Source organism: Bacillus sp. FSL R5-0523, assembly GCF_037975295.1.
GTDB classification, from domain to species: Bacteria; Bacillota; Bacilli; order Bacillales; family Bacillaceae; genus Bacillus; species Bacillus subtilis.
In genome coordinates, this window is the sequence record NZ_CP150251.1 from 654,233 (window position 1) to 669,291 (window position 15,059).

Below are 15,059 nucleotides of genomic sequence, written 5' to 3' on the forward strand. Positions count from 1 at the left end.
GCGTCAGGCTGTCGAGAAAATCTCGACAGCCTTTATTTTTTCTTAAAATATCCATTCTTCTGTAATAAAATAAAAGAGAGACTTCAAAAGGACGGTGTCTTTCCCATGTTCCACACAAGAAATTCTTCTCAAAACGCAGCCGAATTTGTTCTTCTCGACCAACTTGTCGAAGAGGATCATCTGCTTCGAAAAATCGATAAATACATAGACTTCTCTTTTATCATTGAAAAGGTTAAGCCTTACTACAGTGAAAACAAAGGCCGCCCCTCACTTGATCCGCTGATTTTATTCAAAATGATGTTTATCGGATACCTCTATGGTATCCGTTCAGAAAGACAGCTCGAAAAAGAAATTTACTACAATATGGCGTACAGATGGTTTCTCGGATTGAACATAAACGATCCAGTTCCACACCACTCCACCATCAGCTGGAACAGACGCACACGTTTTAAAGATACAACCATCTTCCAAGATATTTTTGATGAGATCGTTCTTCAGGCCATCAATCATGACATGGTGGGCGGACGTGTCCTATTCACTGACTCCACACACCTTAAAGCCAATGCCAACAGGCATAAATACACAAGAAAAACAATTGCGCAGGATACCCAAAACTATATCAAGGATTTAAATGAAGCCATTCAAGAGGATCGGGAGGAACACGGAAAAAAGCCATTAACAGCCAAAGAGGAGGTGAAAGCTGAAAAAGAGATCCGCCACAGTACAACCGATCCGGAAAGTGGCTATCTGTATCGTGAAAACAAACCAGAAGGTTTTTTCTATTTAGATCACCGTACAACAGATATGAAATTCAACATTATCACCGATGCCTATGTCACACCCGGAAATGTCCATGATTCTGTGCCCTATCTTGACCGATTGGATCACCAAATCGCACGATTTGGTTTTCAAGTAGAAGCCGTCGCCCTTGATTCCGGATATTTAACGACTCCGATCTGTAAAGGATTATCTGACCGACAAATCTTTGGTGTCATCGCACATAGACGTTATCACCCTACCCGAGGGTTGTTTCCAAAATGGAAATTTCATTATGACAGTGAACAAGACAGATACATTTGTCCAAATCACCAAACACTTACATACTCAACAACTGACCGAAAAGGCTACCGGTCATACAAATCAAATCCTGAAATATGTTCCTCATGCCCGCTGCTTAAAAACTGTACAAAATCAAAGAATCAGCAGAAAGTGATTACTCGGCATGTATGGGAAGATCATAAAGAAAAGGTCAGACAAAATCGCTTGTCTGTTTCAGGAAAAAACCTCTACAAAAAAAGAAAAGAAAAAATAGAGCGAAGCTTTGCAGATTCAAAACAACTGCACGGGCTTCGCTATTGCAGGTTGAGGGGAAAACGGAATGTGAGCGAACAAGTTCTCCTCACAGCCGCATGCCAAAACATGAAGAAGATTGCCACATACCTAGCCAAGCAGAGCTAGGTATGTGGGAGCTCTTTTTCTGTTTTTGAAATCAGCTGAAAATCTAAAGAAACATTACAAAACAAATAAGCTTGTAGAAAAAACATCGTTTTCTCTACAAGCTGACGCTCCTATATAGGAGCGTTTTTTTATCACTAGTAATATGGAGAAATTAATAAATAAACTAAAACACCCGTAAGGCTAACATACAGCCAAATTGGCATTGTCCAACGTACTATTTTTCGGTGTTTTTGTGTCTGCATTGTTAAACCCCAAATTAATGAAAATAACGCTAAAGGTACGACAATACCAGCAAGAATACTATGAGAAGTTAGAATAATGTAGTAAAAGTATTTGGCGAGCCCTTCTCCTCCATAATGAGTGGTCTCTTGAGATAAGAAGTGGTAAGTTAAATATGAAAATAAAAATAATATTGTTGAAGAAAATGCTGCAAGTATGAAGGCTCTGTGAAGTTTAATGTTATGCTTTTTTATAAAAATTAAAGCTGCTATAAGAAAGATGAACGTAAAGCTATTTAGAACAGCATTTATACGAGGAAAGATGGTTATATTAAAATTCACCTCCCCCTTATACCCTAAAGGCGAAAAAAATAATAGCAAGATAATCACATTAGCTAAAAGTGAAAGTGTGATTACTGTTTTTGTATAATTTGAGTTCTCCTTGGACCTTTGAGTCTTTATTCTATTCAAAATTTTCACCTCCCTCTCTAAATTAACATGATTTTTTCCATAATGGGCCCTATATGAAAAAAACAAAACTTAATTCCTATTCTACACAATATCTATTTAAGGTTGTAAAAGTTATTATATAAGTATGAAAAAATATTTTAATACAGTTCATGAGATATTGCCGTTTTGCTCATTTTGGTTATTGTGATCGTTGCAATTAACCTGACCGATGAGGTATATCTGAGCTGATTGCGCATACTGTATTGATGATAGCCGTTGTTTTTACCTTGTTAAAAGGGACCATTATAATGTGGAGAGAATGCCGACATGAAAGAAAACGAAAAAATTAAGTTTATCCAGAAAGAAGTTTTGACTGCAGCGGAAGTGGGATAACTGCTTGGAATCACTCGGCACGTTTAAGCTACTCTTGTGACTTCACGGAAGCTCAAGCCTGTTAAAAAGGTTGGGACAGTTGCAATGTTTTTGCTTGAACATGTACAAGCCTTTAAAAAAGAATTAAAAGCCGGCCGGAAGAAGGCCCTATGATAAATGAAGCTCCTCTTATATTAAAAGGAGCTTTCGTACGTTTTTATGAAATCCTCTTATATAAATCATCACAACATGTGGATATATGGGTGCAAAAATTAAAAAATGGTGAGATATCTATCGGGTGAAAAAAGGACATAAATAGGGGCAATGCATGGGGTGGAATGATGTAATCTGCCCTCCTAGGCCCTTGATATTTAGGGATTCAGAAGTTATTTTTACTCTAAGAAGACTTAAAATATCAGGGATTAGTGAGACCTTTCATACATTCGATGCATGTACGAGGGGTCTCTTTTTATTGGTTATGTGTAATTCGTGAAAATTACAAGACGAATTGTTGACTGGGTAGTTATAGAATGATATGATTTAAATTGCAATTAGATTAAGTAATTTTAAAGAAATACTTTTTGAAGAGGGCGGGTTATGCGACTTGAAGAGATTGTAACGGTTAAAATAGGGAGAAACCTTTCCAGAGGACATGAGAAAAATGATCCTACATTAGTTGCTTATACATATGAGGACTTAATAAATGATTTAGATGGCTCTTTTCTAGACTCACAAGTTAGTTCTCGTGCTGAACAATCAAATCATACAGAAAGCTATTTGAGCAGTGTCGGGGATGTTGTTTTCAGCTTTGTTAGTTCGAAGGCTGGGATCGTGAGTGACTTACATCACGGAAAGGTCATCAACCAAAACTTTGCGAAACTCATGATTGAACATAATGATTTGGATAGTCGATATTTATGTTATGCATTAAATGAGTCGCACGCTATGAAAAAACAAATGGCGATTTCCATGCAAGGAAGCACTGTACCGAAATTGACTCCTTCAATATTAAAAGAATTGGAGATTGAGTTACCTAGTATTGAGAAACAACAGACGATTGGAAACGCTTATTTCTGTTTGAGAAAGCGTCAAGCTTTGGCGAAGAAACAAGCGGTACTTGAAGAGCAACTTTATTTAGAAGCATTGAAGAGATTAGACCAACAATAGAAAAAGTGAGGAACACAACTATGGCTGAATTACACTCAAAATTATTTAGTGCCGCAGACAACTTGCGAAGCAAAATGGATGCATCAGAGTATAAAAACTACTTATTAGGATTGATCTTTTATAAATACTTATCTGATAAGTTATTAGAAAAAGTCGTTGAAATCGCAGATGAATCGCTAGAAGAATACTACACTCAAGAAAAACAAACGCAGTTGTACCGGGATTTATTAGCGGATGAAGAGATCAAAAATGATTTGATCGAGACGTTAGTCGATACATTAGGTTATGATATTGCGCCGAAGCATTTATTCAATGTATTAGCCAATCAAGCGAAACAAAATACGTTTCAGCTGAATGATTTGAATAAGGCATTTATCGATTTGTCCACGAAGTATGACCAATTCAACGGTCTGTTTGATGACGTGGATTTGACATCAAAAAAACTGGGATCAGATGACCAACAGCGAAACATTACGATTACTGAAGTATTGAAGAAACTAAATGATGTCAATGTAATCGGTCATGATGGGGATGTCATTGGGGATGCCTATGAGTACTTAATTGGCCAATTTGCCTCAGAAGCTGGTAAGAAAGCGGGAGAATTTTACACACCTCATCAAGTATCTGACATGATGGCGCGTATTGCCGCAATCGGTCAAGAAGACAAAAAATTGTTTAGCGTATTTGACCCCACGATGGGATCTGGTTCTCTAATGTTGAATATTCGAAACTATATTCATTATCCAGATAGTGTGAAATATCATGGGCAAGAACTAAACACAACAACTTTTAATCTAGCGAAGATGAACTTAATTTTGCATGGTGTGAATAAAGAAGATATGCGGTTACGCAATGGGGATACATTGAACAAAGATTGGCCGACAGATGAGCCATATACCTTTGATTCTGTTCTTATGAATCCGCCTTACTCTGCAAAATGGTCTGCAGATGCTACATTCTTAGATGATTCACGTTTCAATCGTTACGGAAAGTTAGCGCCAAAATCAAAAGCCGACTTTGCTTTTCTTTTACATGGGTTCTACCATTTGAAAGATTCGGGAACGATGGCCATCGTCTTACCCCATGGGGTTCTGTTCCGTGGTGCGGCAGAAGGTGTGATTCGCAAGAAATTATTAGAAGATGGCAGCATTGATGCCGTGATTGGTATGCCAGCAAACTTATTCTTTGGCACATCGATCCCAACAACAGTCATCATCTTGAAGAAAAATCGCAGCACTCGTGATGTGTTATTTATTGATGCAAGTAAAGAGTTTATAAAAGGAAAGAACCAAAATAAACTTTCTAAAGAACATATTGATAGGATTGTCGAAACGTATAAGAAACGAGAAGATGTGGAGAAATATGCCCACGTTGCTACATTCGATGAAATCAAAGAGAATGATTTCAATTTGAACATCCCTCGATATGTCGATACGTTTGAAGAAGAAGAACCTGTGGATATGGCTGCAATTGGCTCGAAAATCAAAGATATTCGAAAAGAAAAAGCGGAACTAGAAGCTAGCTTGTATGACATGGTTTCTTCATTGCAATATGATGAAGAAAATGCAGAGTGGATCAAGGGTGCGTTAGAGGTGTTTAATCGTGGGAAATAAGCGTGTACCAGAAGTGAGATTTGAGGGATTTAATGGGGACTGGGAAGAGCGAAAGTTGAATGAAGTAGCTGAAATTATTGGTGGAGGAACGCCAAGTACTGCTGTTCAAGAATATTGGGATGGTGATATAGATTGGTATTCACCAGTAGAAATTGGAAAAGAAATATATGCTGTTGGTAGTCAAAGAAAAATAACTTCACTTGGATTAAAAAAGAGTTCTGCCAAAGTACTACCTGCGAACAAAACAATTTTGTTCACCTCTCGTGCTGGAATTGGAGATATGGCTATCTTAAAAAAAGATGGAGCTACAAACCAAGGCTTTCAATCTTTAGTAGTTAACAATAATTACAATACTTATTTTGTTTATTCTATAGGACATAAAATAAAAGAGTTTGCATTAAAACATGCATCGGGATCAACTTTTTTAGAAATATCAGGAAGGCAATTGGGAAAAATGGTTTTATTTGTACCGTCATTAGAAGAACAAACTAAAATCGGCATCTTCTTCAAACAACTAGACGACACGATCGCTCTTCATCAACAAGAACTAACCACCCTCAAACAAACAAAACAGGGCTTCTTGCAAAAAATGTTTCCAAAAGAAGGGGAGTCTGTGCCGGAGGTTCGTTTTCCGGGATTTACTGGGGAGTGGGAAGAGCGTAAGTTGAAAGAAGTTGCTACATTTATAAACGGTAGAGCATACAAACAACACGAGTTATTAAATTCTGGTAAATATAAAGTGTTACGAGTTGGTAATTTTTATACAAACGATTCTTGGTATTATTCTGATTTAGAACTTGATGAAAAGTATTACGCAGAAAAAGGAGACTTACTATACACATGGTCTGCCACATTTGGTCCACATATCTGGTATGGAGATAAAGTCATTTATCATTATCATATTTGGAAAGTGGATTTATCAAATAATCTTGATAAACAATTTGCGATTCAGCTATTAGAATATGATAAAGCAAAAATATTAAGTGATAAAAATGGTTCAACAATGGTTCATATTACGAAAAAAGGAATGGAAGAAAAAAAAGTTTTGTTAACATCAATCGAAGAGCAAACCCAAATCGGCAACTTCTTCAAACAACTAGACGACACGATCGCCCTTCACCAACGCGAATTAGATGCCTTAAAAGAAACGAAAAAAGCTTTCTTACAAAAGATGTTTGTCTAACGAATCAAGAGGGGGAGAATCATGGCAACGATCCAATATAAAGATGAAGCAGAGGTAGAGCGCCGCCTGATTGAAGTGTTAGGCGAAGGGTATAATCAGTGGAATTATCGTCCTGATTTGAAATCTGAAGAAGACCTGTGGGAGAACTTGCGTCAAAAGATTACGCAAAATAACTTATCAGAAATTGGGGAACATCCAATGACTGATAAGGAATTTGACACAATAAAGACAGAGTTATTATCGAAAACACAGACACCCTTTGATGCTGCAAAATGGCTCAAAGGGGAAAATGGAATTGCTCGTATTACGATTGAACGTGAAGATGTTTCATTGGGTTCGATGTCGTTGGTGCTGTACTCCAATCAAGACATTGGCGGAGGCATTTCTACATACGAAGTCGTTCACCAGATAGCGAAACAAAAAGCAAACGTTGACGGTCGAGATCGGCGTTTTGACGTGACACTTCTCATTAATGGATTGCCCATTGTTCAAATTGAGTTAAAACAGGCCAGTGCAAAAGACGGCGTATTCCAAGCCTATCATCAAATCAAGAAATACGCAGAAGAAGGAATGTTTCGAAACAATATCTTTTCCACCCTGCAGTTATTTGTCATTTCCAACGAACAAACGACTCGCTATTTTGCCAATGCGCTTCCAAAAGATATGCATAAGAAATTGATCTTTAGCTGGCGGACAACGGATAATCGAAAAGTAGAAAATCTCTATGAGTTTGTGAAACAAGTGTTAAACATTCCAGATGCACACCGCTTGATTGCCAATTATACAATTGTGAGTGAAGACCAAGACAACAAAGCTCTAGTGGTGTTAAAACCGTATCAAATTCATGCCATAGAAGCCTTGTTTACGTCCGCCATGAGGCATCAATCCGGCTTTGTTTGGCATGCGACCGGTTCAGGAAAAACGTTGACAAGTTTTGTGTCTACGAAGTTATTGGCTCGCAAACCAGGTGTAGACCGTACCATTATGCTGATTGACCGAAAAGACTTAGATAATCAAACGACGACAGAATTCACCAAATTTGCTTCCGAATTTAATACCGGTATTTCTTCTGGTGATGCAATATCGAATAGCTTGATTGTCGGAACTGGAAGTGCGAAGGAGTTAAGTGATACTCTACTGTCTGATGCCAATTCCAATACAGTGATTATTACCACTCGTCAAAAACTAGAAGCTGCCTTGCGCTATGCCCAAAGGCAAGAGGAGCAAAAAGGTACTCAGCGCTTTAAGAAACTGCTGGGACAACATATTGTCTTTGTCGTGGATGAATGCCATCGTGCGTTAAGTGCAGAAGGCATGGAAGTCATTAAGGGGTTCTTTCCAAATTCGACTTGGTTTGGATTTACAGGGACACCGATATTTAATGAAAATAAAAAACAAGCTAAAGGCCGATTAGCTCGCACCACCCGTGACCAATATGGAGACGTATTGCACACGTACACCATTAAGAATGCGTTAGACGATGGTGCTGTTTTAGGGTTTCAAGTAGAGCATGAAGATACAATTGACCCCACTTCATTAAATAATCATATTTTCGAACAGCTGCGTCATCAAGAAAAATACGCCAATTGTAGTGATGATGAAATCAACGATATGATTGATCGAATGGATGGAATCGAAAAAGAAGCATACCTTGAACCATCTTCGTTCGAGAATGATGAACATATTCAAAAAGTCATTCATAAGATTTTTAGGCCGGATAATGCCTATATTAAATTTGATTTTCAAAACGGCCGCCCGCAAAAATCAGCTATTTTAACAACAAGTTCCATTGATATGGCGAAACGTTACTATCAGGCAATTAAAGAAATGACGAAAGATCCAGGTTGGTTAACAAAAGAGTTTGCGGGACACCCGATCCGAACAGGGCGTACAATTGAGGATCCTGATTTTCCTCGGATTGCAATTACGTATTCAATGCAAGAAAACGAGGAAGATTCCAAGCAAACTCAAGATGAAATGATGGAGATTATTAAGGATTATAACGATTACTATCACACTGCTTGGTCGATAGAAGATATTGAACGATATAATGGTGATATTAACAATCGGTTAGCTCGTAAAAAAGGGGAATTTAAAGAATTTGGGAAACAAATTGACCTTGTCATTGTTGTCGATCGGTTATTGACTGGTTTTGATGCCCCAACGATTCAAACGTTATTTGTGGATCGGAATTTAAGTTATGCCAATTTAATTCAAGCCTTTTCCAGGACCAATCGTACGTATCCAGGAAAGACAAAAGGATTAATTGTCACATTCCGTAAACCTTTTACAATGGAACAAAACGTAAAGAATGCGACGAAGTTATATTCTCATGCACAAGAGGAATCTAGTCTTGTTTATCCAACGTACGATGAATCGAAGAAACGTTTTAAAAAGGCTCATAAAACGCTAACGACACTTATTCCAAATCCAACCGACATTGATGAGCACTCCCCTCTTGACACTCGGATTGAATTTGTGAAAACGTTCCAAGAGCTAAACAATTCATACGAAGCGTTAGTGACGTATGATGACTATAACGATGATATAGAGAAATCAACAGCACTTCAAGAACAGGTCAAAACATTAGAAGAATATATTGGTATCTATAACACGATTAAAGGTTCACTTATAGATGAAGAGAATCAAGATGGTCCGGAGCCGGATTTCTCAGACATTGAATTTTATGGAGAAAACGCAGTGAAGATCTATGATATTGATTCAACGTATATTGATCGACTTTTAGAAACATACTCGGCCAATAACCAGAATATCCGTGATGAGATCGAAAGCGCACTTCAAAAACTGGAGAAATCAGACATTGTTAAAGATGTATATCGTGAGATGTTAAATGCCATTGATACGAAAAAAGTAGATGAAGAGGAAGATATTCTTGTAGTGAAAAGACGCTTCTTCACGAAAGAACGCAGCCAAGCAGTTAGGGAATTTGCGAATACTTGGTTTGTGGCAGAGGATGAACTGTATTTATCTGCAGTTCAATATGTGGTAGGGGCAGATCCTATTCCGAATATCGGGGGAATTATCAATAGCAAGCAATTTGATCAGTATAAAGCCGTACATCCAGATGCAAAACCGTTGAAATACGGACCAGAGTTGAAGCGTCAGTGGAGAAAGATGTTAGATGAAGTCATTGTACCTTTGGATGGCGAGCTGAGATAAAGACATTTTGAACTAAAGGAATCTATATAACGAAAGGCCAACTGCGATTTCAGTTGGCCTTTCCTATTTATAATAAAGAAACTGAGGGATTGCTGACAGAACTACTATGCGTACTAGTCGTTTTCTTTAATCACCATTGCCAGTTCTTCCACCTCATCCCGAATCCCAATCGCAGGCTCCCACGAATCAATCAAACGAATCGCTCTCTGATTAGCTTCCATCGCTTTCGTTTTCTCTCCTTTACGGTTCAACAGCTGCGCCATCCCGTAAAAATAATAGATCAACTCAACCTGATTGGCGTTATGTTTGTCATAGAGCATTTGCTCAAAGGCTTCTTCCGCTTTCTCAAATTGACCACATTTCACGTAAGCGACACCCAGATTGAAATAGGCTTCTATCGTTTTTTCGCCGCCGTACGTGGAGCTGATTTCATTTGCCGCTTCGTATAATTGAATGGCTTCTTCATGATGACCTCTCGCAAAGCTTAAGTCACCGCGAACCAATAGAACTCTGTGTTGAATGGTAGGGGAAATCGGTTGATTTTCGATTTCGTTTAAAATGGTCTCTGCATTTTCCTGTTGCCCGTCTTTTAAAAAAAGCCTTGCTTTGAGTGCGTGTCCCCAAACCTTTAGATCATAGGCATAGTGAGCGTCTGATTGTTCCAGAATCCCCAGCCCGGCTTCAATTTGCTGTAAGGCCCTGTCTAAATCATTGACTTCCATCAGAGCCCAGCCTGCTGTGTCGATTCGGAAGTACGCTTCTCGTGTGTGTTTGCCTAATTGATGGGCGGCGTCGGCGGCTTTGCATCCGTATTCGATACGCAGGGGCAGGTTGATTCTGCTTAGAAAATGGCTGATGCGGGTGATGAGTTCGATTAGGATTTCTTTTTGTTCAGTTTCACTTGCCCATTGGATGACCTTTAAGATGTTTGGCCATTCTTGTTTCATATGATCTAAGTTCCGTCCCAGCAGGTAGCTCCAATAGATAGAGTTGGGCTGTTCCCGCTTTAAATGGGTTTCGGTATAATCAACATAATAGTGCGCCCAGCGATTGCGGGCTTCTTTTTCATATTCGTGCTGTTCGGACAAGTGCTGTTCTCCGTAAGCGACAACGGTTTGGTGCGCTAAGTATTGTGTCCTGCCTTGGCTTCGTTCCGGCTGAATCAGCGCATATGACCGCATTTGTTCCATAGCGTAATGAAAACGGCGGGCGACTAATCCGGCTGCTGCAGCCAGGCTTTTCTCATCTGGCGGCTTGCTGAAAAAGCAAAGCGTCTGCCATAGCTTTCGCGTATCTTCATTGCATCTATCCCAGGTGCGGCCAAAGAGGAATTCAAACAATTCCAGCAGTGAGTAGCCTGCTTTTCCAAGCTCATGAATCAGCTGCTGAGCGGGGATGTCATCGTCTGACATATAGGCAATGCTGAGTGCCATGGCTTTCGGGTTTCCGGCAGTCGCTGAAATGAATTCGTTTTTCAGGTCAGATGATAGATGTAACAGCTGCTCCAGCTTTTCCCGTTTATTTTGAATGTTGCATGTTTGTAAGCATCGGTGCACTTCTTGCTGAAAAAAATCCAAGGCATCTGTTTGGTCAAGGCCGCTCAGCTGAATAGCTGTCATTTCTCCGAAGCTTTCCCGATAGGTTTGCTTTACGTTTTCCCGCGCTGTGAGGAGAACTTTCACGCCTTGCGGAAGGCTGGTGATAAATTCATGAATGTCACGTTCTGCAGTATCAATGCTGTCAACGATCAGCAGGATCGGTTTTTCTCTAGTGTAATTAGCTAACGCATTGCGGACGACGAACCGTTTTTCATTGATTGATTTATCGATTTGTTCTGTGCGCCCGAGCTGATAGGCGATCGTATTTAAAAAATCGCTAAAGCTCAATCCTTTCCAATCGGCGCTGACCCAAATGATACTGTTGAACGCCGGCCAATCTGAAGTATCATCGACACAGGAATAGGCGGCTTCAAGAGCGATTGTGGTTTTTCCCATGCCGGCCCAGCCGGTGATTAAACAGACTGGTGACGGAGAAAGCATCCATTGCCGTATTGCTTCCATATCAAAGCTGCGCCCGATAAAGCGTCCGGACCAGCGTGAGGGTAAATTATGAGTGATAGGCTGTTCTGTAAGCGCATTCGTTTCATGGCCGGGTCTGTCATGAAACAGCCGTTTTACTACATTTTCAATTTCGCCTTCACTCGGAGCCCCGAATAATCCGTCTTTTCGAAGTATTTTCGCTTTTTTCAAACAGGATGCTGCCCATACAGGCAATGCGGGTTTGATGACTGGGATAGTGGTGGCTTCCAGCAAGTCGGTCAACCACTCGATATCCAAGTCGGTCTTTTCGAGAATGATCCAGATCATTCCGAACAGTTTTCCGTCGTCGATTCTCCCGGGAATGTAGTTTGCCCCCATCTGTCCGATCCAGCTTTTGATCGTGTTTGGGGAGACTCCCAGCTGGAGTGCGATTTTATCTATGTAAGACTGTCCTGTTTTTTCGTTCATTTTCCTTCTGACTTTATAATCAGGATGAAGTTTTAGCGTTTTGACGCCAGGTGCCAGCAGTTGTGCAAATTGTTTTCGGTTTTCAAGTTCAGCCATAAGCCTGCACCTCCTATTAGTACTATTTTATCAATCCAGCGTTTTTTGTATATGAAAAAATAAAAGTACAGTGCCGCTGTCCTTTTATACAGCAGGAAAGGCTGTTGAACGTGTTGAAAAGCAGATAAAATGGGGGCAGTAACAGAGAAAACAAAAATGTATGCACTTACATTTTATTTTCTAAAGAAAGGAACTTGCCAAATGACTCACACAGTACCTCAAAACATGAAAGCGGCTGTTATGCACAACACAAGAGAGATCAAAATTGAAACATTGCCTGTGCCTGATATCAATCATGATGAAGTGTTGATTAAGGTGATGGCTGTCGGAATTTGCGGATCTGATCTGCATTACTATACAAATGGCCGAATAGGCAACTATGTTGTGAAAAAACCATTTATCCTTGGGCATGAATGTGCGGGTGAAATTGCCGCTGTCGGATCATCTGTCGATCAATTCAATGTGGGAGACCGCGTCGCTGTAGAGCCGGGTGTTACGTGCGGACGATGTGAAGCGTGCAAAGAAGGGCGTTATAACCTTTGTCCGGATGTACAGTTTTTGGCTACACCGCCGGTAGACGGCGCGTTTGTCCAATATATTAAAATGCGTCAGGACTTTGTTTTTTTAATCCCAGACTCACTTTCTTATGAAGATGCTGCTTTGATCGAGCCGTTTTCTGTTGGCATCCATGCGGCGGCCAGAACGAAGCTACAGCCCGGATCAACGATTGCGATTATGGGGATGGGTCCTGTTGGGTTAATGGCTGTTGCCGCAGCTAAAGCATTTGGGGCAGGTACAATCATTGTCACCGACTTAGAGCCGCTGCGGTTAGAAGCTGCGAAAAAAATGGGAGCGACTCATATTATTAATATACGTGAACAGGATGCACTTGAAGAGATTAAAACGATCACGAATGATAAAGGCGTTGATGTTGCTTGGGAAACAGCAGGGAATCCAGCGGCATTGCAATCCGCACTGGCTTCTGTGCGCCGGGGCGGAAAATTGGCGATTGTCGGTTTGCCTTCACAGAACGAGATTCCGCTCAACGTGCCGTTTATTGCGGATAATGAGATTGATATTTACGGGGTCTTCCGTTATGCCAATACGTATCCAAAGGGAATCGAATTTCTTGCTTCAGGCATTGTGGACACGAAGCATCTAGTAACGGACCAATATTCGCTGAAGCAGACGCAAGATGCCATGGAGCGGGCGCTTCAATTTAAGAATGAATGTTTAAAAGTGATGGTGTATCCAAATCGCTGAGTGAACAGGGAGGATCTTCGTATTCTCCCTCTTGTTTACTGGAAATGAAAACGGATTCTTGGGGTGGGAAATATGATTGAAACAGAAAAAGTAACGGCAATGAATGCGAAGCGTCAGTCAAAATCCAGTACCGGACTGTCCTGGTTTGAACGAATCGGTTATGGATTCGGCGATATGTCGTATAATATTATCTTTCAGTTTGTAAACGCATACTTATTATTCTATTATACAGACGTCGGCGGCATTCAGCCTGCGGTGATCGCAACTTTGTTTCTTGTTGTGCGTGTGCTGGATGCTATTTTTGACCCGATCATGGGATTGATTTTAGATAAAACGAATACAAGGTGGGGAAAAGCAAGACCATATTTGCTGTGGGTGGCATTTCCTTTTGCGCTATTCACATTCTTATGTTTCACGACGCCTCATTTCGGTGAGACGGGGAATATGGTATATGCGTACGTCACCTATATTCTGCTTGGGATGTCCTTTAGTATGCAAACAATCCCGGTGAACAGCTTAACGGGGCGGATGACGAATTCTGTGGAGGAACGGACGGTTCTGACCACAACTCGGATGATTTTGGTGTATATCGGCATTCTTTTATCCATTTCCTGTGCGACACCGCTTGCAACTGCTATCGGAGGAGAGGATCAGGCGTTTGGATTTCAAATGACGGCGCTCATCTACGCGGCTGTCAGCATCGTTTTGAATTTATTCAGTTTCTTTACTGTCCGGGAGCGGATTCAGCCTAAAAAGAGAAAAAAACAAGGGATCAAAAAGACGTTATCCGTTTTATTCCGAAACAAACCCTTGCTTATGTTAATTTCATCATTTTTGGCTTTTGCGATCGGGTTTAATATTAAGCTCAGCACGATGGTGTATTATTTTACGTATAACGTCAACCATAAAGAGTTCGTATTTATGGGCACCGTTTTATTTTTCGGAGCAGCGCTGATCAGTAATTTGTTTATTCCTTTCTTTTCTGAGAAGTGGGGCAGAAAACAAGTCATGATCATCACGGCAGCTCTATCGCTTATTTCTTATGCCGGCCTGCATTTTACGCCGTATTCTTCAATTCCACTCATTTTCATTTGGCTTTTCGCTTCAGGATTTTTCACAACGCCTTTAAATACGCTTGCTTGGGGAATGGTTGCGGATTGTGTTGATTATGCGGAATGGAAAACTGGAATTCGCGCGGATGGTGTGGTGATTTCGAGCATGAGCTTTATTAATAAGCTGGGTGTTGCATTAGCCGGGTCATTTTCGGCCATTTATTTAGGGTTCGCCGGGTATGTGGCGAATACAGACCAGACAGTTGCGTCATTGAATGCGATTAAAAACATGAATGCTTTGATTCCGGGATTTTTCATTTTGCTTTCTATTATTCTTATCGCCTTCTATCCTTTAACGGAAAAAAGATATAAACACATCATCTCTGAGCTGGAGCAAAGGTCTGCGAGATAAATATATGTAAAATTTTTAATATTCAATGTTGTATTTATGGCAGAAAGTAATATACTGAGACTGTAATCTAGACTTTATAAATGAGTGT

At 40.2% G+C, this 15,059-nt stretch carries 9 protein-coding genes; 7 read left to right on the forward strand and 2 right to left on the reverse strand.

The genetic code is table 11. The features are described from left to right. Positions 1–105 precede the first annotated feature (105 nt). Complete coding sequence (locus tag NYE53_RS03405; protein WP_339247258.1) at positions 106–1,458, forward strand: IS1182 family transposase; 1,353 nt, start codon at positions 106–108, stop codon at positions 1,456–1,458. 134 nt (positions 1,459–1,592) lie between these two features. Here the strand turns inward: NYE53_RS03405 and NYE53_RS03410 are convergent, their stop codons facing one another. Then, positions 1,593–2,147 carry a DUF420 domain-containing protein gene (locus NYE53_RS03410; RefSeq protein ID WP_044444891.1) on the reverse strand — a complete coding sequence of 185 codons (555 nt, stop codon included), beginning with the start codon at positions 2,145–2,147 and terminating at the stop codon, positions 1,593–1,595. Positions 2,148–3,095: 948 nt separating this feature from the next. Here NYE53_RS03410 and NYE53_RS03415 point away from each other — a divergent pair. From NYE53_RS03415 to NYE53_RS03430, 4 genes are read left to right on the forward strand one after another with little or no spacing between them, the layout of a single operon-like run. Continuing rightward, entirely contained in the window at positions 3,096–3,665 is a 570-nt protein-coding gene (locus NYE53_RS03415; RefSeq protein ID WP_339247261.1) for a restriction endonuclease subunit S, read from the forward strand. A 20-nt stretch (positions 3,666–3,685) separates the two neighbouring features. Continuing rightward, positions 3,686–5,278 (forward strand): type I restriction-modification system subunit M, encoded by a 1,593-nt coding sequence (locus NYE53_RS03420; RefSeq protein ID WP_339247264.1) that lies wholly within the window; start codon positions 3,686–3,688, stop codon positions 5,276–5,278. Beyond that, complete coding sequence (locus NYE53_RS03425; RefSeq protein WP_339247267.1) at positions 5,268–6,461, forward strand: restriction endonuclease subunit S; 1,194 nt, start codon at positions 5,268–5,270, stop codon at positions 6,459–6,461. Before NYE53_RS03420 ends, NYE53_RS03425 begins: the two co-directional genes overlap by 11 nt. Positions 6,462–6,482: 21 nt before the next feature. Then, positions 6,483–9,641, forward strand: a complete 3,159-nt coding sequence (locus NYE53_RS03430; RefSeq protein WP_339247269.1) for an HsdR family type I site-specific deoxyribonuclease — start codon at positions 6,483–6,485, stop codon at positions 9,639–9,641. Positions 9,642–9,754: 113 nt separating this feature from the next. Here the strand turns inward: NYE53_RS03430 and gutR are convergent, their stop codons facing one another. Then, positions 9,755–12,244 (reverse strand): glucitol operon transcriptional regulator GutR, encoded by a 2,490-nt coding sequence (gene gutR, locus NYE53_RS03435; protein ID WP_339247271.1) that lies wholly within the window; start codon positions 12,242–12,244, stop codon positions 9,755–9,757. A 201-nt stretch (positions 12,245–12,445) separates the two neighbouring features. On the opposite strand from gutR, the gene gutB reads away from it, so the two are divergent. Beyond that, positions 12,446–13,507 carry a sorbitol dehydrogenase gene (gene gutB / locus NYE53_RS03440; protein WP_339247273.1) on the forward strand — a complete coding sequence of 354 codons (1,062 nt, stop codon included), beginning with the start codon at positions 12,446–12,448 and terminating at the stop codon, positions 13,505–13,507. A 72-nt stretch (positions 13,508–13,579) separates the two neighbouring features. Then, positions 13,580–14,971 carry an MFS transporter gene (locus NYE53_RS03445; RefSeq protein WP_339247275.1) on the forward strand — a complete coding sequence of 464 codons (1,392 nt, stop codon included), beginning with the start codon at positions 13,580–13,582 and terminating at the stop codon, positions 14,969–14,971. Positions 14,972–15,059 lie beyond the last annotated feature (88 nt).

Bases quoted from the DNA above. Each gene is read 5' to 3' on its own strand.
- NYE53_RS03430 (WP_339247269.1), top strand. From the start codon at position 6,483: ATGGCAACGATCCAATATAAAGATGAAGCAGAGGTAGAGCGCCGCCTG.
- NYE53_RS03415 (WP_339247261.1), top strand. From the start codon at position 3,096: ATGCGACTTGAAGAGATTGTAACGGTTAAAATAGGGAGAAACCTTTCC.
- NYE53_RS03445 (WP_339247275.1), top strand. From the start codon at position 13,580: ATGATTGAAACAGAAAAAGTAACGGCAATGAATGCGAAGCGTCAGTCA.
- NYE53_RS03420 (WP_339247264.1), top strand. From the start codon at position 3,686: ATGGCTGAATTACACTCAAAATTATTTAGTGCCGCAGACAACTTGCGA.
- gutR (WP_339247271.1), bottom strand. From the start codon at position 12,244: ATGGCTGAACTTGAAAACCGAAAACAATTTGCACAACTGCTGGCACCT.
- gutB (WP_339247273.1), top strand. From the start codon at position 12,446: ATGACTCACACAGTACCTCAAAACATGAAAGCGGCTGTTATGCACAAC.
- NYE53_RS03405 (WP_339247258.1), top strand. From the start codon at position 106: ATGTTCCACACAAGAAATTCTTCTCAAAACGCAGCCGAATTTGTTCTT.